This is a genomic window from Stenotrophomonas sp. STEN046, assembly GCF_056759755.1.
Genome location: NZ_JBRRDR010000061.1, coordinates 1 through 23,569, shown reverse-complemented (window position 1 = coordinate 23,569; position 23,569 = coordinate 1). Strand labels below are relative to the sequence as shown.

General features: G+C 67.0%; 25 protein-coding genes. 10 read left to right on the top strand and 15 right to left on the bottom strand.

Annotated features, from left to right (window positions below):
* Positions 1 to 250 precede the first annotated feature (250 nt).
* On the top strand, positions 251 to 1,159 hold the full coding sequence (locus tag ACVOLJ_RS19565; RefSeq protein ID WP_481564876.1) for a LysR family transcriptional regulator: 909 nt from the start codon (positions 251 to 253) through the stop codon (positions 1,157 to 1,159).
* Between the two features lie 105 nt (positions 1,160 to 1,264).
* Here ACVOLJ_RS19565 and ACVOLJ_RS19560 read toward each other — a convergent pair whose 3' ends face one another.
* Together ACVOLJ_RS19560 and lepB are read right to left on the bottom strand one after the other, a co-directional pair.
* Positions 1,265 to 2,521 (bottom strand): MFS transporter, encoded by a 1,257-nt coding sequence (locus ACVOLJ_RS19560; protein WP_481564875.1) that lies wholly within the window; start codon positions 2,519 to 2,521, stop codon positions 1,265 to 1,267.
* 122 nt (positions 2,522 to 2,643) lie between these two features.
* Positions 2,644 to 3,270, bottom strand: a complete 627-nt coding sequence (gene lepB / locus ACVOLJ_RS19555) for a signal peptidase I (protein WP_481564874.1) — start codon at positions 3,268 to 3,270, stop codon at positions 2,644 to 2,646.
* 250 nt (positions 3,271 to 3,520) lie between these two features.
* On the opposite strand from lepB, the gene ACVOLJ_RS19550 reads away from it, so the two are divergent.
* Both ACVOLJ_RS19550 and ACVOLJ_RS19545 read left to right on the top strand, forming a co-directional pair.
* Positions 3,521 to 3,922 carry a hypothetical protein gene (locus ACVOLJ_RS19550; protein WP_475280843.1) on the top strand — a complete coding sequence of 134 codons (402 nt, stop codon included), beginning with the start codon at positions 3,521 to 3,523 and terminating at the stop codon, positions 3,920 to 3,922.
* Positions 3,923 to 3,925: 3 nt separating this feature from the next.
* Positions 3,926 to 4,372 carry a 3-dehydroquinate dehydratase gene (locus ACVOLJ_RS19545; RefSeq protein WP_475280842.1) on the top strand — a complete coding sequence of 149 codons (447 nt, stop codon included), beginning with the start codon at positions 3,926 to 3,928 and terminating at the stop codon, positions 4,370 to 4,372.
* A gap of 180 nt (positions 4,373 to 4,552) precedes the next feature.
* Here ACVOLJ_RS19545 and dcp read toward each other — a convergent pair whose 3' ends face one another.
* The 3 genes from dcp to arfB form a co-directional block, all read right to left on the bottom strand.
* On the bottom strand, positions 4,553 to 6,709 hold the full coding sequence (gene dcp, locus ACVOLJ_RS19540) for a peptidyl-dipeptidase Dcp (protein ID WP_475280841.1): 2,157 nt from the start codon (positions 6,707 to 6,709) through the stop codon (positions 4,553 to 4,555).
* 111 nt (positions 6,710 to 6,820) lie between these two features.
* Positions 6,821 to 7,423 (bottom strand): lysophospholipid acyltransferase family protein, encoded by a 603-nt coding sequence (locus tag ACVOLJ_RS19535; protein ID WP_475280840.1) that lies wholly within the window; start codon positions 7,421 to 7,423, stop codon positions 6,821 to 6,823.
* A gap of 4 nt (positions 7,424 to 7,427) precedes the next feature.
* On the bottom strand, positions 7,428 to 7,859 hold the full coding sequence (gene arfB / locus ACVOLJ_RS19530; protein WP_475280839.1) for an alternative ribosome rescue aminoacyl-tRNA hydrolase ArfB: 432 nt from the start codon (positions 7,857 to 7,859) through the stop codon (positions 7,428 to 7,430).
* A 136-nt stretch (positions 7,860 to 7,995) separates the two neighbouring features.
* Here arfB and ACVOLJ_RS19525 point away from each other — a divergent pair, with 136 nt between their 5' ends.
* Entirely contained in the window at positions 7,996 to 8,514 is a 519-nt protein-coding gene (locus tag ACVOLJ_RS19525) for a DUF2059 domain-containing protein (RefSeq protein WP_475280838.1), read from the top strand.
* 84 nt (positions 8,515 to 8,598) lie between these two features.
* On the opposite strand, the gene ACVOLJ_RS19520 is transcribed toward ACVOLJ_RS19525, so the two are convergent.
* Together ACVOLJ_RS19520 and ACVOLJ_RS19515 are read right to left on the bottom strand one after the other, a co-directional pair.
* Positions 8,599 to 9,360 (bottom strand): pseudouridine synthase, encoded by a 762-nt coding sequence (locus tag ACVOLJ_RS19520; RefSeq protein ID WP_475280837.1) that lies wholly within the window; start codon positions 9,358 to 9,360, stop codon positions 8,599 to 8,601.
* 86 nt (positions 9,361 to 9,446) lie between these two features.
* A complete protein-coding gene (locus ACVOLJ_RS19515) occupies positions 9,447 to 10,034 on the bottom strand; it encodes an O-methyltransferase (RefSeq protein ID WP_481564873.1) in 588 nt (195 codons plus the stop codon).
* Positions 10,035 to 10,197: 163 nt separating this feature from the next.
* Between ACVOLJ_RS19515 and ACVOLJ_RS19510 the strand changes: the two genes are divergently transcribed.
* From ACVOLJ_RS19510 to ACVOLJ_RS19495, 4 genes are read left to right on the top strand one after another with little or no spacing between them, the layout of a single operon-like run.
* Positions 10,198 to 10,809, top strand: a complete 612-nt coding sequence (locus ACVOLJ_RS19510) for a PIG-L deacetylase family protein (RefSeq protein WP_475280835.1) — start codon at positions 10,198 to 10,200, stop codon at positions 10,807 to 10,809.
* A complete protein-coding gene (locus tag ACVOLJ_RS19505) occupies positions 10,809 to 11,948 on the top strand; it encodes a glycosyltransferase family 2 protein (RefSeq protein ID WP_475280834.1) in 1,140 nt (379 codons plus the stop codon). The genes ACVOLJ_RS19510 and ACVOLJ_RS19505 overlap by 1 nt, the downstream gene beginning before the upstream one ends.
* Positions 11,935 to 12,540 carry an LbetaH domain-containing protein gene (locus ACVOLJ_RS19500; RefSeq protein ID WP_481564872.1) on the top strand — a complete coding sequence of 202 codons (606 nt, stop codon included), beginning with the start codon at positions 11,935 to 11,937 and terminating at the stop codon, positions 12,538 to 12,540. The genes ACVOLJ_RS19505 and ACVOLJ_RS19500 overlap by 14 nt, the downstream gene beginning before the upstream one ends.
* A 5-nt stretch (positions 12,541 to 12,545) precedes the next feature.
* Positions 12,546 to 13,331, top strand: a complete 786-nt coding sequence (locus ACVOLJ_RS19495; protein ID WP_481564871.1) for a YaiO family outer membrane beta-barrel protein — start codon at positions 12,546 to 12,548, stop codon at positions 13,329 to 13,331.
* Between the two features lie 51 nt (positions 13,332 to 13,382).
* Here ACVOLJ_RS19495 and ubiB read toward each other — a convergent pair whose 3' ends face one another.
* Both ubiB and ACVOLJ_RS19485 read right to left on the bottom strand, forming a co-directional pair.
* Positions 13,383 to 15,038 carry a ubiquinone biosynthesis regulatory protein kinase UbiB gene (gene ubiB / locus ACVOLJ_RS19490; RefSeq protein WP_481564870.1) on the bottom strand — a complete coding sequence of 552 codons (1,656 nt, stop codon included), beginning with the start codon at positions 15,036 to 15,038 and terminating at the stop codon, positions 13,383 to 13,385.
* Entirely contained in the window at positions 15,035 to 15,670 is a 636-nt protein-coding gene (locus ACVOLJ_RS19485; protein ID WP_475280830.1) for a ubiquinone biosynthesis accessory factor UbiJ, read from the bottom strand. The genes ubiB and ACVOLJ_RS19485 overlap by 4 nt, the downstream gene beginning before the upstream one ends.
* Before the next feature lie 415 nt (positions 15,671 to 16,085).
* Here ACVOLJ_RS19485 and ddlA point away from each other — a divergent pair, with 415 nt between their 5' ends.
* Positions 16,086 to 17,183 (top strand): D-alanine--D-alanine ligase, encoded by a 1,098-nt coding sequence (gene ddlA, locus ACVOLJ_RS19480; RefSeq protein WP_481564869.1) that lies wholly within the window; start codon positions 16,086 to 16,088, stop codon positions 17,181 to 17,183.
* 85 nt (positions 17,184 to 17,268) lie between these two features.
* Here ddlA and ACVOLJ_RS19475 read toward each other — a convergent pair whose 3' ends face one another.
* The 3 genes from ACVOLJ_RS19475 to oleC form a co-directional block, all read right to left on the bottom strand.
* Positions 17,269 to 17,424 (bottom strand): DUF1328 domain-containing protein, encoded by a 156-nt coding sequence (locus tag ACVOLJ_RS19475; protein WP_025875842.1) that lies wholly within the window; start codon positions 17,422 to 17,424, stop codon positions 17,269 to 17,271.
* A 121-nt stretch (positions 17,425 to 17,545) separates the two neighbouring features.
* Positions 17,546 to 18,532: a 2-alkyl-3-oxoalkanoate reductase gene (gene oleD, locus ACVOLJ_RS19470; RefSeq protein WP_481564868.1), complete on the bottom strand. Its 987-nt coding sequence runs from the start codon at positions 18,530 to 18,532 to the stop codon at positions 17,546 to 17,548.
* Positions 18,529 to 20,187 (bottom strand): olefin beta-lactone synthetase, encoded by a 1,659-nt coding sequence (gene oleC, locus ACVOLJ_RS19465; RefSeq protein WP_481564867.1) that lies wholly within the window; start codon positions 20,185 to 20,187, stop codon positions 18,529 to 18,531. The genes oleD and oleC overlap by 4 nt, the downstream gene beginning before the upstream one ends.
* Before the next feature lie 104 nt (positions 20,188 to 20,291).
* Here oleC and ACVOLJ_RS19460 point away from each other — a divergent pair, with 104 nt between their 5' ends.
* Positions 20,292 to 20,717: a YkgJ family cysteine cluster protein gene (locus ACVOLJ_RS19460; protein ID WP_475281192.1), complete on the top strand. Its 426-nt coding sequence runs from the start codon at positions 20,292 to 20,294 to the stop codon at positions 20,715 to 20,717.
* Between the two features lie 159 nt (positions 20,718 to 20,876).
* On the opposite strand, the gene ACVOLJ_RS19455 is transcribed toward ACVOLJ_RS19460, so the two are convergent.
* From ACVOLJ_RS19455 to ACVOLJ_RS19445, 3 genes are all read right to left on the bottom strand, one after another.
* Positions 20,877 to 21,767 carry an alpha/beta fold hydrolase gene (locus ACVOLJ_RS19455; RefSeq protein WP_481564866.1) on the bottom strand — a complete coding sequence of 297 codons (891 nt, stop codon included), beginning with the start codon at positions 21,765 to 21,767 and terminating at the stop codon, positions 20,877 to 20,879.
* A gap of 95 nt (positions 21,768 to 21,862) precedes the next feature.
* Complete coding sequence (locus ACVOLJ_RS19450) at positions 21,863 to 22,879, bottom strand: 3-oxoacyl-ACP synthase III (RefSeq protein WP_481564864.1); 1,017 nt, start codon at positions 22,877 to 22,879, stop codon at positions 21,863 to 21,865.
* Positions 22,880 to 22,982: 103 nt separating this feature from the next.
* Positions 22,983 to 23,300, bottom strand: coding sequence for a DUF4156 domain-containing protein (locus tag ACVOLJ_RS19445; protein ID WP_475281189.1), 318 nt, complete (start codon positions 23,298 to 23,300; stop codon positions 22,983 to 22,985).
* Positions 23,301 to 23,569: the final 269 nt, after the last annotated feature.

Here is a 23,569-nt window from a genome sequence, read left to right as displayed (position 1 = left end):
CTGCGGGCTATCCGTGGAATGGCGGGGTGAGTCCGGTTACGGGGGACGCTGCAAGTACGTCCCTGTAAGCTCGGTCGCCGCATCCATGCGGCTCACGCCCCCGCAACCGGACCCACCCCGCCTTAGACAGATTCCTGGAACTGTTGGTAGGTGTCGACCTTGGTCGACACGGATCCACGCCATGCGTGGATGACATACAAACGATCGAAGAAGACACCAGGCCCGGTGCCGGTCTGGCTAGACTGGGCCCATGTCGATCGAACTGCGTCACCTGCGTTACTTCCTAGCCGTTGCCGATACGCTGCACTTCGGCCAGGCGGCGGAGCGTCTGGGGATGTCGCAGCCGCCACTCAGCCAGCAGATCCGCCAGCTGGAGGAACTGATTGGCGCGCGCTTGTTCGTGCGCAGTCATCGCCGTGTACAGCTGACGCCTGCGGGCGAGCTGCTGCAGGAGCGCGCGCGTGCCATCGTGCTGCAGGTCGAATCTGCGGTGGACGAAGTGCAGCGCGCGCAGCGTGGTGAGCAGGGCGAGCTGCGCATCGGGCTGACCCGCGCCACGCCGCTGTCACCGCAGATTCCACGGTCGATCCTGCACTACCGCCAGCAGTACCCGCAGGTGCGCCTGCAGCTGAGCGAGATGAACACCCTGCAGCAGATCGACGCGCTGCTCGATGGCAGCCTGGATGTGGGCATCATCCGCAAACGTACGCTGCCGGCCGAACTGGTGGCGCACAGCCTGTTCGTCGATCCGCTGGCGCTGATCGTGCACGCCGACCACCCTGCGCTGCGCCGTCTTTCCAGGCAGGGCGCGCTGTCGCTGCATGATTTCGCCCAGGAACCGTTCGTGGCGTTCCGCCGCACCGCCGGTGCCGGTATCCATGACCACATGATCGCGCTGTGTGCGGCGGCCGGGTTCACCCCGCGCATCGTGCAGGAAGCGGGCGAAGCGTCGACATTGATCAGCCTGGCGGCGGCGGGCCTGGGCGCGGCGATCCTGCCATCGTCGTGCGACCACATCCGGGTGGAAGGCGCGCGTTTCGTTCCGCTGGCCGATGCCGGTGCGCATTCGGAAGTGCAGCTGGCATGGCGCCGCGAAGGCGTCACGCCACTGATCCGCAATTTCGCTGGCCTGCTGCGCGAGGCGTTTGCAGAGGGCTGATGCGGCCGACCATGCAGCTTTGGTAGATGCCAACCTTGGTTGGAGCGCCGACCAAGGTCGGCATCTACCAGAGCAGCGCCGCGCCCCAGTGGAGCGCGCGTTGTGTCAGGCCGTCGCCGGCTGTGGGGCGCGCTGCTGCAAAGCCCAGACAATGCCGCCACCGATCAAGGTCAGCACAGCGGCGAACGCGCACACGCCCAGCCAATCCCACGCGGCATAGGCCAGGCCGCCCACCGCGCCCAGCACGCTGGAACCCAGGTAGTAGGCAAACAGGTACAGCGCCGAAGCTTCGGCACGCATCGATCCGGCACGGCTGCCGACCCAGCTGCTGGCCACCGAATGGCCGCCGAAGAAGCCAAAGGTCACCAGCGCGATGCCCACGGCCATCGCCGACAGCCACGGCATGGCCAACAGCGCGATGCCCACGCCGATCAGGCCGAACGAGATCGACAGGATGCGGCCACGGCCATATCGGGTCGCCTGCTGGCCCATCCAGGCAGAGCTGAAGGTGCCCACCAGGTACACGCTGAAGATCAGGCCGACCACGGTCTGGCTGAGGCGGTACGGCGGCGCCAGCAGGTGGTAGCCGAGGTAGTTGTAGAGGGTGACGAACACGCCCATCAGCACGAACGAGGTGGCAAACAGCCACGGCAGGCCCGGGTCGGCGAACAGCGTGCGCCAGCGCGCAGGCAACTGGCGCAGGCCACTGCGGCTGGCTTGGAAGTGCCGCGACGGCGGCAGCTGCAGCCACAGCAGCACGGTACTGGCCACGGCGATGATCGAAACCACGCCGATGCCCCAGCGCCAGCCCCAATGGTCGGCGATGATACCGGCCAGCAGGCGCCCGCTCATGCCGCCGATGGCATTGCCGCCGATGTACAGGCCCATCGCCAGGCCCAGCGCGCGGCTGTCCATCTCTTCAACCAGATAGGTCATCGCCACCGCCGGTACACCACTCAGCGCCAGGCCGAGCAAGGTGCGCAGCACCAGCATCGTGGACCAGTCATCCACCAGCGCGGTACACAACGACAACGTGGCCGACGCCAGCAGCGCGACGATCATCAGCGGACGGCGGCCGACCGCATCGGACAGCAGTCCGGCCAGCAGCATCGCCACGGCCAGCGTGCCGGTGGTCAGCGACAGCGACATTGCACTGCCGGCGGCGGAGACGCCGAAGTGGCGGCTGAACTCGGGCAGCAGCGGCTGCACCGTATACAGCAGGCCGAAGGTGGAAAAGCCGGCCAGGAACAGCGCCAGCGCGGTACGGCGGAACGCCGGCGTGCCTTGTTGGATGCGGGTGTCGGCGGGGCTTTCAACAGTGCGGGGGCGGTCGGCAGCGGCCGCCGGGATTTCGCCAGTCATCGGATCGATAGGCCGTGGGGGCGGCCGGCAGCAGGAAGAACAGGCCCCAGACTAGGCCGGTCCATCCAGTCGATCCATAACCTGATAAGTCAGGATTGATACTTACCAAATATCAATTCAGCTTACAGGTGCTGCCATTCGAAGCCTTCGCCACTGCGGTAATAGACCGCCAGCGCGCGGCCGTAGATCTTGTCAGCGTCTACGAAGCCGAAGAAGCGGCCATCGAAGCTATCGCCGCGGTGGTCGCCCAGCACCAGCACCTTGCCCGCTGGCACCTGCAGATCGGTGATGTCCGGGCCACCGCCCCTGTCCAGATCCAGGCGGGCGCGGCGCTCGCCGAAGGCTTCCACATCCTGCAGGTCGGCGGTCTGCAGCGGCCGACCGTTGATGCTCAGGTGGCCGCCGTGCAGCTGCACGTGGTCGCCGGCCACGGCCGCCACACGCTTGATCAGTCGGGTACCGTCGGCAGGCGAATCGAACACCGCCACTTCACCGCGCTGCGGCGTGCCGGTAGCCAGCAGCTGCTTGCTGGTGAACGGCAGCCGCAGGCCGTAGGCGCGCATGTCCACCACGACGCGGTCGCCGGGCTGCAGGGTCGGCTGCATCGAGCCGCTGGGCACTACGTAGTGGTTGGCCAGGGTGTCGCGGGCCGCAGCCAGCAGGCCCAGCATCACCAGCAATGGCAGCGCCTCCTTTTTCAGCCAGACAAGCGCGCGCTGTGAAAACGGGGGGCGGGCAACAGCATCCATGTCAGGTTCCGGGTGGGTGGTGTCGGCATCAGACTGCGAGCAGGTGCCGGAGGTTCCCGGTCGCGCCGGGCCACGCCCGGCGAGCGCACAGCGTGGCCGTTCCAACACGCCGCCGGGCATGGCCCGGCGCGACCGATGCACGGGTTACGCAGGTTTTACGCCCCGGCCCGGCATCGGGCATCGCACCTTTACGGGCACCGCGCGCATCGTGTGCCCACCGCGCCGCAGGGCGCATTCCGCAAGGTGTTGTATGACCCTCCTGGTGATCCGCCACGCGTCCTTGTCGGCGCCACGCCCGCAGCTGCCCGCGCAGCTGGGCGGCCATCGCGTGCTGTGCAGCGACTGCGCCAGCCTGTCCGAAGTCCGCCAGTGCCTGTGCCAGCCGCAGGCGCGTTCGGCCGACTGGGTGCTGCTGGATGTCGGCGTGGCCGACGAGGCGCAATGGCAGGCCGAGGGTGGTGCACTGCAGGCGGCGCTGGAACGGCTGCCGGCGCAGTACATCGAGCTGCAGGCGCCCAGCGAGCGCGGCCTGGAGGCGCGGCTGCGTCTGCAGCACGGTCCCGCTGCCGTGGTGGTCGACCAGCGCAGCCAGCAGGCCGGTTATCCGTTGTCGCTGGCCATCGTCGGCCGCCGCCTGGCACAGGAGGGTTGAGCCATGTCGATCTTCATCATCCGCGGCCCGGAAGCAGCCGGTGCGCTGATCCGCACGGCGCTGCCGCTGCCGGCACCGGTGCTGAAATCGCTGGTGCACCGTGCGATCGATGCCGGTACCAGCGTGGCGATCCGTGCCTGCGGCTCTGAACAGGAACTGCTGGACGCACTGCGCGTGGCCGACCACAGCCGCGGCGAAGTCACCCTGCTGGACCCCGGCGCGTGTGCCAACAGCCTGCGCCTGCAGCGCCTGCTGCCTTACCTGCACAACGCCTACGTGGAAGTGCACGACGATGGTGCGGTGGCCGAGCCATGTCTGCCGGCCGGTGTCGGCCAGCGCCTGGGCATCGCCGCCGGGTACGGCGCGCAGAGCTATGTGCTGGCGCTGGATATCGCGTTGGACCACCTGGGGTTGGCCGAGCAGGCAAACCGGGTGCATGTGGGAACGTGATGGCCGGGCTGCGCCCGGCACCCGGTAGTGCCGGCCGCTGGCCGGCAACCTCCAACAGCGACAGCAACAGCAGAGGCTGGATTTCCGTGGGATGGCGAGGATGAGCGGCGAACTGCGGAATCTGTCGATGGCATCGACGCAACAAAAAACGGCGGGGTTGCCCCCGCCGTTTTCGCGTTCTTACTTCAGCCCGCGGAACTTCAGCAGCGGCTCCACCGAAGGGTCCTTGCCGCGGAAATCACGGTACAGGGTCGACAGTTCCACACTGTTGCCGCGCGAGAGGATCTTGTCGCGGAACTCCTGGCCGTTGGCCGCCGTCAGGCCACCGTGTTCGGTGAACCACTGGTAGGCGTCATGGTCCAGCACCTCGGCCCAGAAGTAGGCGTAGTAACCGGCCGAGTAGCCGCCACCCCAGATGTGGTCGAAGTAGGTGGTGCGGTAGCGCGGCGGCACCTGCGGCAGGTCGACCTTGAACTTCTTCAGCGCGCCGGCTTCGAAGGCCCCCACATCCTGCAGCGGGGCATCAGCCTTCTGCGTGTGCCAGGCCAGGTCCAGCAATGCCGCCGACAGGTACTCGGTGGTGGCATAGCCCTGGTTGAAGCTGCGCGCCTTGAGGATCTTGTCGACCAGCTCCTGCGGCATCGCCTCGCCGGTCTTGTAGTGCTTGGCGTAGTTGGCGAACACCTTCGGATCCAGCGCCCAGTGCTCATTGAACTGCGACGGGAACTCGACGAAATCGCGCGAGGTGGCGGTGCCGGCGATCGACGGGTACTTCACGTTCGAGAACATGCCGTGCAGCGCATGGCCGAACTCATGGAACATCGTGGTGACGTCGTCGAAGCTGATCAGCGCAGGCTGGCCGGCGGCCGGCTTGGTGAAGTTGCAGACGTTGTAGACCACCGGCTTGGCACCGGTCAGGCCGTCCTGCTCGACGAACACGTCCATCCAGGCGCCGCCGGACTTGCTGTCACGCTTGAAGTAGTCGGTGTAGAACAGGGCCAGCGAAGTGCCGTCCTTGTCGAACACTTCGTACACCTTCATGTCCGGGTTGTAGGTCGGAATGTCGGTGCGCGGCTTGAAGGTGATGCCGTACAGCTGGGTGGCGGCGTAGAAGACGCCATTCTGCAGCACGTTGTCCAGCTCGAAGTACGGCTTGACCTGCGATTCGTCCAGATCGTACTTGGCCTTGCGCACCTGCTCCGCGTAGAAATCCCAATCCGAGGCGGCGACCTGGAAACCACCCTTCTGGGCGTCAATCACCTTCTGGATCTCACCGGCCTCGGCGCGTGCCTTGGCGGTGGCCGCCGGCACGGTGTCGGTCAGCAGTTTCAGCGCGGCAGCCGGGGTCTTGGCCATCTGGTCGCCCAGCTGGTAGTCGGCGAAGGTATCAAAGCCCAGCAGCTTGGCCTTCTGCGCACGCAGCTGGGCCAGGCGCTGCACGGTCTGCCGGGTATCGTTAGCATCGCCACGCTCGGCGCGGGTTTCCGAAGCCTTGAGCACGGCGGCGCGCTGGTCGCGGTCGCTCAGCGAGCCGAGCACCGGCTGCTGGGTGGTGTTCTGCAGCGGCAGCAGGAACTTGCCATCCAGCTTGCGGTCCTTGGCGGCCGAGGCAGCATTGTTGATCGCACCTTCGTCCAGGCCGGCCAGCTTGGCCTTGTCATCGACGACAACGGCGGCGGCGGCGGTGGCGGCAACCAGGCGGGTGTGGAACTGGGTGGAGAGCGTGGTCTCTTCCACGTTCAGCTTGCGCAGGCTGGCCTTGTCGGCGTCGGACAGCTGCGCGCCGGAGCGCACCAGGCCATCGTAGTAATGCTCGACCAGGCGCTTCTGCACCGGGTCCAGGCTGAGCGTCTCGCGCTGGTCGTACAGCGACTTCACGCGCGCGAACAGCTTGGGATCGAGGTTGATCTCGTCCTGGTGCGCGGCCAGCTTGGGTGCCACTTCTTCCTGGATCTTCTGGCGGGCATCGTTGGTATCGGCCTGGACCAGGCCGAAGAAGATGCGCGACACGCGGGTCAAGGTCTCGCCGCTGCGCTCCATCGCCACGATGGTGTTGTCGAAGGTAGCCGGCTCGGTGCTGTCGGCGATCTTGCGCACGTCGGCCAGGTGCTGGCGCATGCCTTCTTCGAACGCCGGCAGGTAGTCGCTGTCCTTGATCTTGTCGAAGGGCGGCGCCTGGAACGGCAGGCTGCTCGCGCTCAACAGCGGGTTGGTGGAGGCTTCGGCCGGCTGCTGGGCCGGGGCTTTCTGGGCTTCGGACACGGGGGTGGACTCCTTGCCGGAACAGGCCGCCAGCGCCAGGCTGATGGCGGCGGCCAGGACTACGGTACGCGACATGTAAAACGCTCCTTGGGCAGACGGTACGGAATGGCAGCCCTCCACCCTACTCCTGTCCCGGGCGCCCGGCATGTGCCGGACGTGGCGTCTACGCCGCCGGCAGCGGCCGGCTCAGACCGTGCCGCGGGTCTTGCCGATCCAGGGCCGGTAGAACTCACGGATCGCCGCCATGTCGGCCGCGTCGTCGCCGCTGGGATGGAACACCGGGCCGATGCCGATGATCTTTTCCGGGTAATGGAAATACGCGGCCAGGACCGGCACGTCGGCCATCCGCGCGATTTTCAGGAAGCCGGCCTTCCAGTCCTTCACCGCCTTGCGCGTGCCTTCCGGGGTGATGGCGAACCACATCTTCTCGTTGTTGCGCAGCAGGTCCACCGCCTGGCCGACGGTGCCCTGCGGCGAACTGCGGTCCAGTGGGATCACCCCCAGCTTGTGCAGCAGCGGGCCCAGTGGCCACCAGAACAGCGATGCCTTGCCCAGCACTTTCACTTTCATGCCCAGCGCGATCTTGGCCGCCATGCCCCACAGGCCGTCCCAGTTGGACGAATGCGGTGCAATGATGAAAACCAGCCTCGGGATGTCGGGCAGGGTGCCGGTCACCTTCCAGCCGCCCATGCGCAGGGTGCAGCGCGCCAGCCAGCGCAGGAAACGGTTCGGTCTGACCTGCGGCATGTTCGGCGGAATGGCCGGCAGCAACGGCGTCGGGTTGTTCAAGCAATCACTCCCAGTCACGTGATGAGCGTCCGCGCTTGACCTGCGCGCGCCCGCGTTTGGCGTCCAGACGACGCAGTTTGGACCCATGGGTCGGCTTGGTGGCCTTGCGTGGCTTGGGCACGTGCAGCCCGGCCTGGATGAAGGCCGCCAGCCGCTCGCGCGCATCCTCGCGATTGCGATCCTGGGTCCGGAAACGTTGCGCATCGATGACCAGCACGCCTTCGCCGGTCATGCGCCGGTCGCGCCGCGCCAGCAGGCGTTCGCGCAACGGTTCGGGCAACGAGGGCGAGCCGGCGATGTCGAAACGCAGTTCCACCGCAGTGGAGACCTTGTTGACGTTCTGCCCACCGGCACCGCTGGCACGCACGAAACGCTCGACGATCTCGCCGTCGGGGATTTCAAGCTGCGCGCTGATGGTGACCGGTCCACTGCCCATACGCGCATTGTAGCGGCAGCCGCGTGGCCGTGGCTGCCATCGCGTCCCGTATGCCGCCGATCAGGTACCGAACACGTAGCCTTCGCCTTTGTCGGCGGTATGCTGGCCATCCCCGTGTATTGCCAGGACGCTTCGCATGACCCGCTTCGTTCCCTCCCTGCTGCGCCGCACTGCCCTCCTGCTGGCTCTGGTTGCGGCCAGCACCCCAGCGCTGGCCGCAGCGCCCACCGATGGCGATATCAACCGGCTGCTGTCGGCCTCGCGCGCGCAGAGCATGATCGACACCATGCTGCCGCAGATCGAAACGATGCAGCAGCAGCAGTTCAAGCAGGTCGCCGCACAGCGCCAACTCAACGACCAGCAGAAGGAACAGCTGCAGCGCATCCAGGCGCGCACCAGCCAGACCCTTCGCCAGGCGTTGTCGTGGCAGCAGCTGCGGCCGATGTACGTGGACCTGTACAAGAAGACCTTCAGCAAGGAAGACGTGCTGGCGATGGCCGAATTCTATGAGAGCCCGGCCGGCCAGAGCCTGCTCGACAAGACCCCGGCGCTGATGCAGAACGTGATGGTGGCGATCCAGACGCGCATGCAGCCGTTGTTTGCCGATCTGCAGAAGGACCTGGAAGCGATCGTCAACGAGCCGGAAAAGAAGTGAGGCGGGAGCGCCGGGCCATGCCCGGCGAGCGCGAAGCGCGGCCGTTTCATCGTAGAAGCCGCCGGGCATGGCCCGGCGCTACCGCTATGGCACCTGCCAGCCGAACAGGTCCATGGCCTTCTGGAACTCGCCGTCCACCGGGGCGCGCACGTCCAGCATGCCGCCGTCCGGATGCGGGAAGCGCAGGCGCTCGGCGTGCAGCAGCATGCGGTGCACGCCCTGCATGCGGAAATTGCGGTTGTGGCGTCCATCCCCGTGGCTGGTGTCGCCGATCAGGTGATGCGACAGATGCTTCAGATGGCGGCGGATCTGCCGGAAGCGCCCGGTCAGCGGCTGGCAGCGCAGCAATGCATAGCGCGAGCTGGTGAACTCGCCCACCGGCACTGACAGCTCGCCGGTTGCCAGGCGTTGGAAACCGGTCACCGCCGGCTTCTTCACCGGCTTGCCCGGGCCGCCATCCAGGTCATGGTCGACCTGCCAGCTCTCCTCGGCCGGCCAACCGCGGCAGATGGCCAGGTAATCCTTGCTGACCTCTCCGCCCATCAGCGCCTTGCCCAGCGTGCTGGCGGTTTCGCGGTCGAAGGCCAGCAGCAGGCAGCCACTGGTCGCCCGGTCCAGGCGGTGGACCAGGAAGATCGGTCGGCCCAGCTGCTCACGCAGGCGGTCAGCCAGAAAATCATCTTCGCCACGGGCCAGCTTGCTGTCGTGGACCATCAGGCCGGCCGGCTTGTTGACCACGGCCAGACGCTCGTCCAGGTGCAGCAGCTGCAGGGGCGCGGTTTCGGTCTCGACCGCGGCGAGGGTGTCAGGTTCGGTACTCACCGCGCGATTATCCGGGCTGGGCACTGAATGCGGTAGAGCCGGCCGCTGGCCGGCTGCCGCCGGGCAGCCTGATTGTTGCGGTTGCCGGCCAGCGGCCGACGCTACCGGGGTCAGGCATTGCGGAAGGCCAGCAGCTCGCCATTGCCCACCGGCACCAGGCTGGTGCTGAAGTCCCCGTCTGCGTCCAGCAGTGCCCGCAGCGGCTCCATCTGTTGCGCATGCGAAGTTGCGTTGTCCACCACCAGCAGGCCACCCGGGCGCAGCACGCGGCGCAGCTGCGGCCACCAGCCGGCGTACTGCCCACGGGCCGAATCGAGGAACAACAGATCGACGCTGGCGTCGTCGGCCTGTGCCAGCCATTGCCCGGCATCGACGTGGACCAGTGTGATGCGTGCACCCAGACCGCTGCGGTCGAAGGTGTCACGCGCCAACGCTACCTTGTCGTCCGCATATTCCAGGGTGGTTACATGGCCGTCGATAGCGGCAGCGGCTTCGGCCAGCCACAGCGTGGAATAGCCATTGGAGGTGCCGATTTCCAGCACCCGCCGCGCCTGCCCGAAACGCACCAGCACCGAGAGCAGCTCGCCGGTATCGGCAGTGATGTTGAGCATGCGGCGGCCGCGTTCGGTTTCGCGCGCGTCGTTTTCGGCACCGAAACGGGCCAGATCTTCCTTCAGGTTCGACAGGTTCACGGCCACCGTCCAATGCGTTCGCCACGTGACAGCGCCAATTGTTGCCCAATGCAGGGCGTTTCGGACGATTCCTAGGCCTGTTTCGGCTTTTTTTATTGCGATAGTCCCCGTCTCTTCACGCGGGGACAGCACACCTGTCCGCCGCCCACCCGGTTTGAAGGACACGGCCATGGCTCTCGACATTCTGGCAATCGGTGCCCACCCCGACGACATCGAGCTCGGCTGCGGCGGCAGCCTGGCCAAGCTCGCGCGTGACGGTGCACGCATCCACGCGCTGGTGCTCAGCCGTGGGGGACGCGGCTGCCACGACGGCACCGATCGCAGCGACGAATCACACCGCGCGCTGCGTCGCCTGGGAGTCATCGATGTGATCCAGCAGGATTTCCCGGACACACGCTTTCCCAGCTGCCGCAACGACATCATCGCGGCGATCGAACAGGCCTGCGCCATGATCGCTCCGCATCGCATCTACACGATGTGCGGCGAAGATCACCACCAGGACCATCGCACCACCCACGAAGCAACGGTGATCGCCTGCCGCAGGACCCCGCAGATCCTGTGCTACGAGAGCCCCAGCACGCTGCCGCAGTTCGCGCCGCAGGTATTTGAGGACATCAGCGCGCAGCTGGAGCTGAAGATCCGCGCGCTGCACGAGCACACCAGCCAGGGCGATCGCCACTACATGCAGGAAAGCCATCTGCGCTGCCATGCGCAGTTCCGCGGCCAGCAGGTCGGCATCGGTCCCAGCGAAGGCTTCCAGGCACACCGGATGGTGCTGTGATGAAAACCCTGCTGTTCCTTGCCATGTGCGCCTTCATCATCGTGCGCCTGCTGGTGCATGCATCGCGCAGGCCCAGCCAGCGCCGGTGCTGCATCGATGCCATCGTACCGGCCTACAACGAGGCGCCGTGCCTGCAGCGTTCGCTTACCGATCTGCTGCACAACCCGTACATCGCACGCGTGATCTGTGTGAATGATGGGTCCACCGATGGTACCGCGCAGGTGCTCGATGCACTGCAGCTGCAGTGGCCCGGCCGCCTGCTGGCCGTGCACCAGGCCAACACCGGCAAGGGCGGCGCGCTGATGCATGGGCTGCAGCATGCCAGCGCCGCGCAGGTGTTCCTGACCGATGCCGATACCCGCGTTGATCCGCGCAGCGATGGCCTGGGCCACTTGCTGGCCGAGATCGAACGCGGTGCCGACGCGGTGGGCGGCGTGCCCTCCTCATGCCTGCAGGGCGCCGGCCTGCTGCCCCATGTGCGCGCCAGCCTGAAGCTGCCGATGATCGTCATCAAGCGCAGCTTCCAGCAGTGGCTGGGCGGTGCGCCGTTCATCGTCTCCGGCTCGTGCGGGCTGTTCCGCACCAGCGTGCTGCGCAAGGTGGGCTTTTCCGACCGCACCCGGGTCGAGGACCTGGACATGTCCTGGTCGCTGGTGGCCCAGGGCTATCGTGTGCGGCAGAGCATCCGCTGCGTGGTCTACCCGCAGGAATGCAACACGCTGGTGGAGGAATGGCGACGCTGGCGGCGCTGGATCGTCGGCTATGCGGTATGCATGCGCCTGCATCGAAGGTTGCTGCTGACCCGCTTCGGTCTGTTCAGCATCCTGCCGATGATCCTGCTGGCGCTGGTCGGCGTCGTCGCAGCGCTGCAGCTGTGGCTGGGCGCAACCGCCGTACATGGCCCCGCCGGGATGGTGGTGGCCGTGGTGCCGCTGGTGTGGATCGGCATCGTGATGGTGCTGGGCCTGGTCAGTGCCGTGCACCATCGGTGCCCGTGGCTGGTGCCGGCCGCAGCGTTGTCCATGTTGTACGTGCTGCTGGCCTACGCAATCTGGCTGGTCCATGGACTGAAGGGTCTTTTCACCGGCCGCGAGCCTGCGCGCGACAAGCCGACGAGGTATCCGCATGTGGTGGAGTGAGCTGGACACGCTGGCCAGCGAACTGGCATCGCTGCAGACCCATATCGATCCGGGCGCCGAGGTCTCTGCGCAGGCATCGCTGCGTGGCGCGGTGCATGTCGGCGCCGGCAGCCGGATCTGCGATGGCGCCTGCATCCAGGGCCCGGTATGGATCGGGCGTGACTGCCTGATTGGCAATCATGCGTTGCTGCGCGGCCCGCTGCGCATTGACGATGGCACCCGCATCGGTTTCGCCAGCGAGATCAAGCATGCACTGATAGGCCCCGGCGTGAGCATCGGGCCGCAGTGCTTCATCGGCGACAGCCGCATCGATCATCACGCCTATCTGGGCGCCCTGGTGCGCACCAGCAACCACCGGCTGGATGGCCACACCGTCGCCGTGCACAGCAATGGCCAGATCATCGACAGCGGGCGCGACAAGCTCGGTGCCTGGATCGGCGCACGCGCGGCGCTGGGCGTCGGGGTGATCATCCTGCCCGGTCGCATCGTCGCACCCGGCAGCCTGTTCGGACCACGCATCACCGTGGAACGCAACCTGCCACCAGGCCGCTACCGGCTGCTGCAACACCTGCATTCCCAACCCCTGGAGTAATCACCATGCGATTGATCATTCGTGGCGCACTGCCGTGCGCCCTGTTGCTGGCTGCTGCCAGCGCCCATGCCGGCGTCGATCGGGTATCGCTGCAACTGGACAGCGCCGACTACAACGAAGGCTTCGGCAAGCGCGACGTGCAGACCCTGGAAGTCGCCGGCCGCACCGGCGACAGCCGCTGGCACCTGGGCCTGGCCCACGGTGAGCGCGACTACGGCAACGCGCGATTTGCCGGTAATCGCGTGCAGGGCTCGCTGCACCACACCTGGTCGCCACGCCTGTCCACCCGTACCGCCGTGATCGCCTCCAACGACGACCCGGTGTTCGTCAATCGCCAGCTCAACCAGGACCTGTACTGGAACGTGGCGGACCAGACCGTGCTGAGCCTTGGTGGCAAGTACGCCGAGTATCACGGCAGCGGCTACGTGAGTGGCTGGTCGGTGGGTGCTTCGCACTACTTCCCGCGGGTAACGGCGTCGATCAGGCATGAGCGTCATCGCCAGAGCAATGGCCCCGACGGCCATGGCACCACCCTGTCGCTGCGCCTGAAGGACAGCCAGGGGCGTGGTTCGACCCAGCTGTGGCTGGGCAGCGGCACGTCCGGCTATACCGCCGAGGCCGATCCGCTGCTGCTGCGCGAGCACGACGCCAAGCGCATGTTCCTGCGCCGCAGCCAGCCGTTGGGCGAGCACCTGGTGCTGGACATCGGACTGGGCAAGACCTGGCACAGAACGCGCCTGGATCGCTTCCAGAGCGTGCATTCCCAGCTGGGCCTGGGCTACCACTGGTAACCGGGGAAGCGACGGCGGTTCGCCGTCGTCGCTGTTCTCAGTCTGTGGCGGTCAACGCCACCAGGCCCGTGCCAGTGCCAAGGCACCCACCGCACCGGATACCCAGCTCCACATCGGCAGGTCGCCCCAGTACCAGCCTGGCGGCTGCAGCACGTACATCAACGCGGCAATGGCCAGCAGGCCGACACCGGTGATGGCACCGACGGCATGCTTCTGCAGGCGCTGCACGCTGGCATCCAACGCCACCAGGTCGCGCGAACGCATCGCCAGTTCATGCCGTCCTTCCACCTGCTGGGTCAGCCAGGCGTGCACCAGGCGCGGCATGTCCGGCGCATGGGTCATGATTTCCGGCAGGCGCTTGCCGATTTCCCGCACGACGCGGCGCGGGCTGTAGCGCTCGCGCAGGATCCTGGCCAGCACCGGCTTGGCCACCGCCCAGATGTCGATCTGCGGGTCCAGCTGGCGGCCCACGCCTTCGATGTTCAGCAGGGTCTTCTGCAGCAGGATCAGCTGTGGCTGCAGGGTCAACTGGTAGCGCTGGGCCACGCGGAACAGCTTCATCAGCACTTCGGCCAGCGAGATCTGCGACAGCGGCCGCGTGAAGTACGGCTCGCACACCGAGCGCACCGCGGCCTCGAGATCGTCGATGCGCACGTTGTCCGGCATCCAGCGCGCCTGGACGTGCAGCTCGGCGATGCGGCGGTAATCGCGGTTGAAGATGGCCATGAAATTCTCGGCCAGGTAGTACTGATCTTCCTGCGACAGCTGGCCCATGATGCCGAAATCGAGCGCGATGAAACGCGGGTTGTTGCGGCGTGCCGGATCGGTATCGACCCAGATGTTGCCGGCATGTGCGTCGGCATGGAAGAAGTTGTCGCGGAACACCTGGGTGTAGAACACCCGCACGCCCTTGGCCGCCAGCGCCTTGCGGTCGATACCGGCCTTGTCCAGTGCAGCGATGTCATCGGAGGGGATGCCCCATACGCGTTCCAGGGTCAGCGCGCGTTCGGCGGTGTGGCTCCAGATCACTTCCGGCACATACAGATCGTCGGAGTTCTCCCAGAAGCGGCGCAGCACGCTGGCATTGGCGCCTTCGCGCTGCAGGTCCAGCTCGGCGGCCAGGGTGTTCTCCACTTCGGCCACCACTTCGCGCGGACGGATCTTGTCGGCACGGGGGTGGGTGCGCTCGACCAGCGTGGCCAGCGAATTGAGCAATGCGATATCCGCGTCGATCTGCTTCTCGATGCCCGGGCGCAGCACCTTGACCACCACCTGGCGGCCATCGGCCAGCGTGGCCGCATGCACCTGCGCGATCGAGGCCGATGCCAGCGGCTCGGTATCGAAGCTGGCGAAGGCTTCGCTGACCGGCAGGCCGAGGGTCTGTTCAACGATGCGGCGCGCGGTCTCGCCGTCGAACGGCTTGACCCGGTCCTGCAGCAGAGTCAGCTCGTTGGCCACGTCTGGCGGCACCAGGTCGCGGCGGGTCGACAGGATCTGCCCGAACTTGACGAAGATCGGCCCCAGGTCCTGCAGCGCCAGGCGCAGGCGCGCGCCCCGCGACTGTGCCGCGATCGCGGCCGAGGCACGCGGTACGAACGGTTTGGCCAGCCGCAGCCAGCGCTCGGCCGGCGTGCCCTGCAGCAGGTCGTCCAGACGGTAGCGAAGGATCACCCGGCCGATGCGGCTGGCCCGCAGCAGCGCCTTCATGCAGCACCCCGCAGGCGCTGCACGCGCGCGCCGAGGCGCTCAACGTCGTCACGCAGCACGTCCACGTCATCGTGGAAGGCATCCAGTTCGGCACGCGGAACCACGTCGCGCGATTCCTCGGTAATGAATTCGGCGGCGCTGTGGGCGAGGTCGATGGCGCCCTGACGGGCATGCTGCAGGGCGCTGCGCAGGGTGTTGGCGACCTGCACGCCCAGCACCTCGCCGAATACGCTGACGAACGGCTGCTGCCAATCCGGGTCGAAGCCCTTGGCCAGCTGCTGCAGGCGACGCGCCAGCTCGGCATCGCCGGCCACACGCACGCGGCCCTTGCCGTTGTCGGCTCCCTGGCGGGCATTGGCCAGCAGCGGCAGCTGTGCGAGCACGCCAGCCAGGCTGCTGCGCACGGCCAGATCGGCCTCCTGCGCGCCCACCGGCCCCACCCGCAGCTGGTCACCGTCAACGCTGATGCGCATCGCCAACGGCGGTGCTTCCAGGGTCAGGTCGATATGCCGGCCATCCAGGCTGGCCAGCGCGTGGCGGGTATCCGGATCCAGCGCCAGGGCGCGGTTCAGGGCGATCTGCAGGGCGCGGCCGGCGACCGGCTTGAGGGACTTGAGCAGGGAAAGAGCCATGTGCGCATTCTACCTGCGCCGGTGGCGGGCTTGGGCCGGGCTGCCGCCCGGCACCCGCAGACGCAACGGCAACATCAAAAGCCGACGTGCTGTGGGGAGGCGGGGCACTGTGGGTGTGCGGGGCCGCCGTGAACCCGTCCTGGGGGCTTGGTCGCCGCATCCATGCGGCTCACACCCCGCAAACCCACACCGCCCCGCCTTCGACAGGTTTCCGGTAGCCGTGGTGCTTGCGGTATTGCGGCCGCTGGCCGGCAACCTCAGTCGGTTGGTAGGTGTCGACCTTGGTCGACACGGTAGATCAGGGGCATGCGCAATTGACGCGTGCGAAGGGATTTCGGGTTCATCTGTGCCTCACGCGCAGGGCCGATGAAGGTTCATGCTATGCAGCCACGCATCACACAGGACATCGCATTCCATGGCACGGACCCGGGTCGGCATCATCTTCGGTGGCAGGTCTTCCGAACACGAAGTGTCGCTGCAGTCAGCGAAGAACATCCTCGACGCACTCGACCGCGAGCGCTTCGAACCGGTGCTGATCGGTATCGACAAGCAGGGCCAGTGGCATCTCAGCCAGCCCGATACGTTCCTGCTCGATGCCGACGACCCGGCACGCATCGCCCTGCGTCCTTCCGGCACCGCACTGGCCGTGCGCCCGGGTGCCGAACAGGCACAGCTGCAGGCGGTCGATGTGGGCACCGCGCTGGGCCAGATCGATGTGGTGCTGCCAATCGTGCATGGCCCGTTGGGCGAGGACGGCGCGTTGCAGGGCCTGCTGCGCATGGCCAACCTGCCCTTCGTCGGTTCGCCGGTACTGGGTTCGGCGGTGGCGATGGACAAGGATGTGGCCAAGCGCCTGCTGCGCGATGCGGGCCTGCAGGTAGCGCCATGGGTCTGCATCCGACGCCATGAAGCTGACACGGTCGATGTCACGGCGCTGATCGAAGCGCTTGGTCTGCCACTGTTCGTGAAGCCCGCCAACCAGGGTTCATCGGTGGGTGTGAGCAAGGTCAAGGACGCCGACGGTTTCGCCGAGGCATTGCAGGCTGCACTGCGCTACGACCACAAGGTGCTGGTGGAATCGGCCGTGGTCGGCCGCGAGATCGAGTGCGCGGTGCTGGGCAACGAGCGGCCTCAGGCCAGTATCTGTGGCGAGGTAGTGCTGCGCGACGAGTTCTACGCCTACGACACCAAGTACATCAACGCAGATGGTGCCGAAGTGGTGGTGCCGGCCGCGATCGACGCAGCGGCGCAGGCGCGCATCCAGCAGATCGCGCTGCAGGCCTATCAGGCACTGGAATGCGCCGGCATGGCGCGCGTGGATGTGTTCCTGATCGCGGATGGGCGGATCGTCATCAACGAGGTCAACACGCTGCCCGGCTTCACCCGCATCAGCATGTATCCGAAACTGTGGGGCGCCAGTGGCGTGGGCTACACGGCGCTGATCACGCGCCTGATCGAACTGGCGATGGAACGGCACGACGCTGATCGCCAATTGCACAGCGCGGTGCGCTGACCGCGCTTCGGCAGTGCCGGCCGGCAACCGGCAACCCCGGGTGATCGAGGTTGCCGGCCAGCGGCCGACACTACCGCTCAAGCGGTCATGTGCGCTTGCGGAACATCGAGATCACTGCCAGCACCAGGAACACCACGAACAGGATCCAGGCAATGTTGCTGGCGGCACCGGCAATGCCGGAGAAGCCGAGCACGGCGGCAATGATGGCGATGACAAAGAAGATGACGGCGTAATGCAGCATGGTGCTCCTCGCAGGTGGTCGGCCGTGGGTGGCGTTGGGACCATCCTGCGCATCTGCCGGTGTGCAACCGGTGATGGCAACCTCTGTATGCGATGAAGCCTTCAGTACTGTGAGGGTGCTGTCACGATGCCGCGCGCAGGCGTCGAAGCCCCTCTTCGATGCTCACCTGCGGCACGTAGCCGAAGTCGCGCCGTGCCGGTTCCATGCTGTACCAGTGCGGCGTGCAAAGCTGCTCGGCCAGGAAGCGGGTCAAGGGCGGCTCACCCCGCAGCCGCAGCAGCGGCCACAGGCGCTCGCAGACCGCGCCGATGCGATAGGCCGTCTTGAAACTGATCGTCTTCTCAACGGCCGGCGCATCGACCGCGGCCAGCAGCTTGTTCAGCAGCTCGCGCATTGGCAACGGCTCACCGTTGGAAATGAAGTACGCCTTGCCGGCGCAGGCCGCGCCCGGTGCCAACGCATCCAGTGCAAGAAAATGCGCCAGCGCCGCATTGTCGATGTAGGTGGTATCCACCTTGTTGCTGCCATCGCCAACCAGGCGCAGGCGGCCCTGTCGCGCGCGATCGGCCAGGCGCGGCACCAGCTGCTGGTCGCCCGGCCCCCAGATCAACCGCGGGCGCAGGGCCACCGTCGCCAGGGTCGCATCGTTGGCCGCCAGGACATGCTGCTCGGCAATCGCCTTGGTCGCCGCGTACGGCGCCTGGAAATTCTCGCCGTAGGGCACTTCATCCGCGCCCAGGCCTTCCACCGGATGGGTGGCCCGGTGGGTCACGCTGGGCGTGGAGGTGTAGACCAGTCTGCCGATGCCATGCGCACGACAGGCCGCAATGACGTTGTCGGTGCCGACCACGTTGGCCTGGTGGTAGCTTTCATAGCTGCCCCAGGCGCCGGCCTTGGCACCGTTGTGCAACACCGCATCGACACCGGCCACCGCGTGCAGCACCGCCTGTGCATCGGCCAGGTCACCCCGTATCTGGCCAACGCCCAGCGCCTGCAGCGCCGGGTAGTGGCTGCGATTGAAGGCCAGTACCTGATGGCCGCGCTCGACCAGCCCGCGGCACAGCGCCTGGCCAAGGAAACCGCCACCACCGGTGACCAGGATCTTCATGCGCGCTTCTCCAGTTCGGCGCTGGCCCAGACGGCGAGCTTCTCGCGGCCGATCTTGGCGTTGTGACGGATATCGACGGGGAACGCAGGATGCATCAGCACATGCTGCAGGCGCAGCCCCGGCAGGTGGGCCGCGGCTATGGCATGCAGCGCATCGCGCAGCACCGGGCCATCGGCGTGGCCGCGCTGCAGCTCCACGCACAGCACCGGCAGCTGCGCGCCGGCGGCGCCCACGCCCACCAGCGCGGTACGTGCCACCCCGGCCACAGTGTTGAACACCGGTTCGACCTGTTCGGTGTACAGCGGCCCGTGCGCGGTTTCCACCCGATGGGTCTTGCGGCCGCAGAACCACAGACGTCCCTGCGCATCGAAGTAGCCGACGTCACCCATGCGATGCACGATGCGCACGCTGCCATCGGCCAGGGTCTCGCTGATCTTCGCGGCCGCCGTCGCCTGCGGCCGGTTGAAATAGCTGTCGGTGGCGGTCGGGCCAGCCACGGTGATTTCTCCCACTTCGCCCACCGCCAGCACACGGGCCTGAGTCCAGTCCGGCAGCGGTGCGTCATCAACGGCAATGATGCGCACTTCATTGGGCGGCACCACGCTGCCCACGCAGGTACCGGCACCCGCTTCGGTGGCCGCGCGGGTCCGTTCCAGCTCGCGGCCTTCCACCACTGCTACCGGCAGGCATTCGGTGGCCCCATACGGGGTCCAGAACTGGGCGTCGGCGGGCAGCAGGCTGCGGATGGTGGCCACCACATCCGGCGGCACCGGCGCGCCGGCCGAGGTCACCCGGGTCACCGTCGGCAGCGGCCGGCCGTGGCGCGCCAACACCCGCATCAGTGCCGGCGAACCAAACAGCTGGGTCACCCCGAAGCGCTGGATGGCGTCGTGCAGGCGCCCCGGATCGGCCTGCGCCGGCCGCGTCGGGTCCATGTCCGGAATCACCGAGGTCAGCCCCAATGCAGGATCGAACAGGGCAAACGGCGGGAAGGTCGGCAGGTCCACCCCGCCCGCCTCCATGCCGAAGGCACTGCCCAGCAGCTCGATCTGGCCGACAAAATGGCGGTGGCGGTAGACAACGCCCTTGGGCACGCCGGTGGAGCCGCTGGTGAACAGGATGGCAGCGGTGTCCTGCCCATCGGTAGCGGCCAGCATCGGTCCGCCGTTGGCGCCGGCACGCTCCAGCGCCGCCAGGGTGGTTCCGCCCCAGCCCAGCCGCCGCCCGACCGTGACCAGGCGGGTGGCCGAGGGGGCCCAGCGCAGCGCCAGCCGGGCCACGTGCGCCAGCGGGATGCCGATGAAGGCCTGCGGCTGCGCTTCGTCCAGGCACTGCTTCAGCGCGCGCTTGTCGATGCCCGGATCGACCAGCACCGGCACCGCGCCCAGCTTGAACAGGGCGAACATCAACAGGAAGAACTCCGGCGACGGCCGCACCATCACCACCGCGCGTACCCCGCGGCCGATCCCGTAGCCGGCCAGGCCGGCGGCCATGGCATCGCTGCGGGCATCCAGCTGGCGATAGTCCAGGGTGACGTCGTAGGCGGCCATGCCGTTGCCGGCGCCGCGGCGGCCCGGGCAGCGGATGGCGATCTGGTCGGGCCGTTCACGGGCCAGCTCGGGCAGCCGCGCGGCGATGTTGCAGGATCGGTTCATCCGTTCATTGTCGCCGCTTACGGAATTTCTTGCGCGCCGGTCCACTTCGTGGAAAATCCGCATCCTCGTTCCCGATGCCAATTGCCGCCCGAGGCGGCTTGCCCATGCAACATCCCTGCATGACCTGCGGCGCCTGCTGCACCCAGTACCGTGTTGCCTTCCACTGGATGGAATCGGACGAGGTCACCCCCGGTGGCGTGCCGCACCAGCTCACCGAGGTGCTGGACCCGCATCGCCTGTGCATGCGCGGCACCCATTCCAAGCCGGTGCGCTGCGTGGCGCTGGATGCACAGATCGGCGTGTACTCGCGCTGCACGATCCATCCCAACCGGCCCAGCGTGTGCCGCGAGGTGGATGCATCGTGGGAGTACGGCAAGGCCAGCGCCCAGTGCGACAAGGCACGCATCGCCTACGGCCTGGACCCGCTGACGCTGGCCGACTGGCGCTGGCGCGACGACGCGGACAACGACGACGACCATCCGGACGACAACGGCAACAGCCCGTCGCCGACGGCACCGATCGCCGCTTAGGGGTAGTGCCGGCCGCTGGCCGGCAACTTCATGAACCCTTCTGGTGTGCCGACCAACGATCGGCACCTACCCATTCCCTCTTCTGATGGATGCCGACCAACGATCGGCACCTACCCATTCCCTCTTCCGGTGGGTGCCGACCGTTGGTCGGCACACCTCTCAGATCGGGTTGGCGTCCAGGAACGCGCGGATCTCCGGCACCAGCACCTCGTGCTTGTCCTCCAGCACGTAGTGCCCGGCATCCTCGAAGGCATGCACCTGCGCCTGCGGCAGCGCGGCCTGGAAGCCCTTCAGGAAATGGTGATCGAACACGAAGTCACGCAGCCCCCAGCCGAGGAACGCGGGGCGATCGGCAAACGACGGCAACGCCTTGCCGGCACGCTCCAGCAGCGACCACGCCTTGTCGGCCGGCGACAGCGGAATGTCCTGCATGAAGCGGATCGTGCTGATGCGGTTGGCGTAGCTGTTGTACGGCGACACGTAGGCGCGGCGCACGTCGGCCGGCATCTTCCGCTCCACGCCCAGCCACGAGGCACCGGAGGAGAACGCGTTGAAGCTGCGGATGATCCACTCGCCGATCTTCCAGTGCCGCCCCAGCGCGATCTGCCACGGCATCTTCTTCGCCGCCGGCATCGGGAAGGCCGCGGTGTTGAGCACCACCAGGCGCTTGACCTGTGCGTGGTGCGACAGCGCCCAGCCGAAGCCGATCATGCCGCCCCAGTCGTGCACGGCCAGGGTGACCGGACCGGTGATGCCCAGGTGCTCCAGCAGCGCCTCCAGATCATCCACGCGCGACTGCAGGGTGTATTCGTAGCGGCTGTCGTCAGGCTTGTCCGACAGGCCCATGCCGATGTGGTCGGGCACGATGCAGCGGTACTTGTCCGACAGGCCGGCCACCAGCGTGCGCCAGTAATAGCTCCACGACGGGTTGCCGTGCACCATCACCACCACCTCGCCATCGCGCGGACCTTCGTCGAGATAGTTCATCGACAGGCCGGGACGGACCTCGAAACGCTGCGGGTGGGCGGGGTAACCGGGAAGCTGGGACATCGAATCGCACCTGTAGAAAGGGCCGGTAGAACCGGCCCCTGGACACTTGGAAAAATCATCGCTGCCAATCGCGCGGCAGGTCAGCGGTGACTTTTTTACCAGACCACTTCAGCCATCGAGCAGTTCAGGCCGGAACCAATACCCAGAAGCGCGATGCGATCGCCCTTCTTCAGCTTGCCCAGCTGCTTGAGCTTGCTCAGCACGATCGGCACCGAGGCCGGACCGATGTTGCCGTGCTCGCCAAAGATGGTCATGACCTTCTTGGGGTCGATGCCGAAGTTCTTGATGAAGGCAGCGGTATGCGGCTGGCTGACCTGGTGGATCACGAACTGGTCCAGCTCCTCCACCGCCCAGCCCAGCGCGATCTTGGCGGCACTGAAGGTCTTCTGCGCCAGCTTGATGCCTTCGATCAGCAGCATGCGGGTGTCGGTGACCATGCGGTCCAGGTTGCCCAGGCACAGCTGGTTCCACTCGGTGGCCGAACGGGTCACGCCACCCTTGTAGCGCGGCGCGTCGGGCACCAGCTCCGAGCGTGCCATCACCATGGCGGCAGCACCGGAGCCGGTGGTCAGCGCGGCCAGCTCGTTGCGGAAGTCGTCAGCGGTGACGTCCGGTGCGGTCATCCGCTCCAGGGTCTTTTCGTACACCAGGTTGGCGGTCTCGCCATCCACCACCAGCGCATAGTCGATGTCACCGCGCTCCAGCATGCGCGCGGCGATATCCATGCCGTTGATGAAGGCCAGGCAGGCATTGGCGACGTCGAAGGTCATGCATTCGTCGCTGACGCCGAGGTTGCCCGACACGATGGAGGCCGTGGACGGCTCCAGGTAGTCGCGGCTGACCGAGGTGTTGACCAGCAGGCCGACCTGGGTCGCGGTGATGCCCGCGTCTTCCAGCGCCTTGCGGCCGGCCATGGTGGCCGCGTCGGACGCCAGCACGCCGTTGTCCCAGAGGCGGCGTGCGTGGATGCCGGCGATATCGCCGAGCACGTCGGTGCGGATGCCCAGGCGATCCAACGTCGGCTGCAGGCGTTCGTTGATTTCCTTGGTCGTCAGCGTATGCGGCGCGTCGACGTGTGCCAGGCCGGCAATCGAGACATTCTTGAAGAGCATCGAGGTTAGCGCCAAGGCTCAGGCAAAAGGGGGCGCTATTCTATAACTCCACGGGCCTTCACCGCATCTTTACGAATTCAGCCTTGGCCGTATGGTGAAGCATTCAGCGTGGCGGGCACTGGAAAGCGGCGAAGCGCTGGCTGCCGTCGGCGGGGGCCGCAGCGGCCTGCACGGCATTGGCGCCGGTGGTCGGGGCCTCATTGCGGGCCAGGGTTTCCAGCTCTTCCTGCACCCGCAGCGGGTTGCGGTTGTAGAAGCCCACCTTGCTCTTCACGGTCACCACCACCTCGCCCTTGGCGATGCAGCCTGCCGGAACCGGGCCTGCCGGCAGCACACGGATCGCCTTGCCGGCCGGTTCAATCGGCACCCAGGTGCAGGCGGTAACGGTGAGCAACAGGGAAGACAGCAACAGAATGCGCATGGGCAGATCCAGGAAGGGCATGGCCTGATTCTGCCTGAACCGTCTGAATCAGGGGTAGCCGGGGCCGGCCTGCGGTAGCGCCGAGCCATGCCCGGCGGTTCTTCGAGGATGTCGAGATGCCGCGCTGCGCGCTCGCCGGGCGTAGCCCGGCGCTACCCTCCGGCAGCCGGCCCCCCCGCGGGGGGGGGCGGGGGGTAGGGTTTATAGAGTACCGGGGGGCAAGGGGGGCTCAAAAAATTACCCCCCCCCCCAAGAAGCCCCCCCCCCCC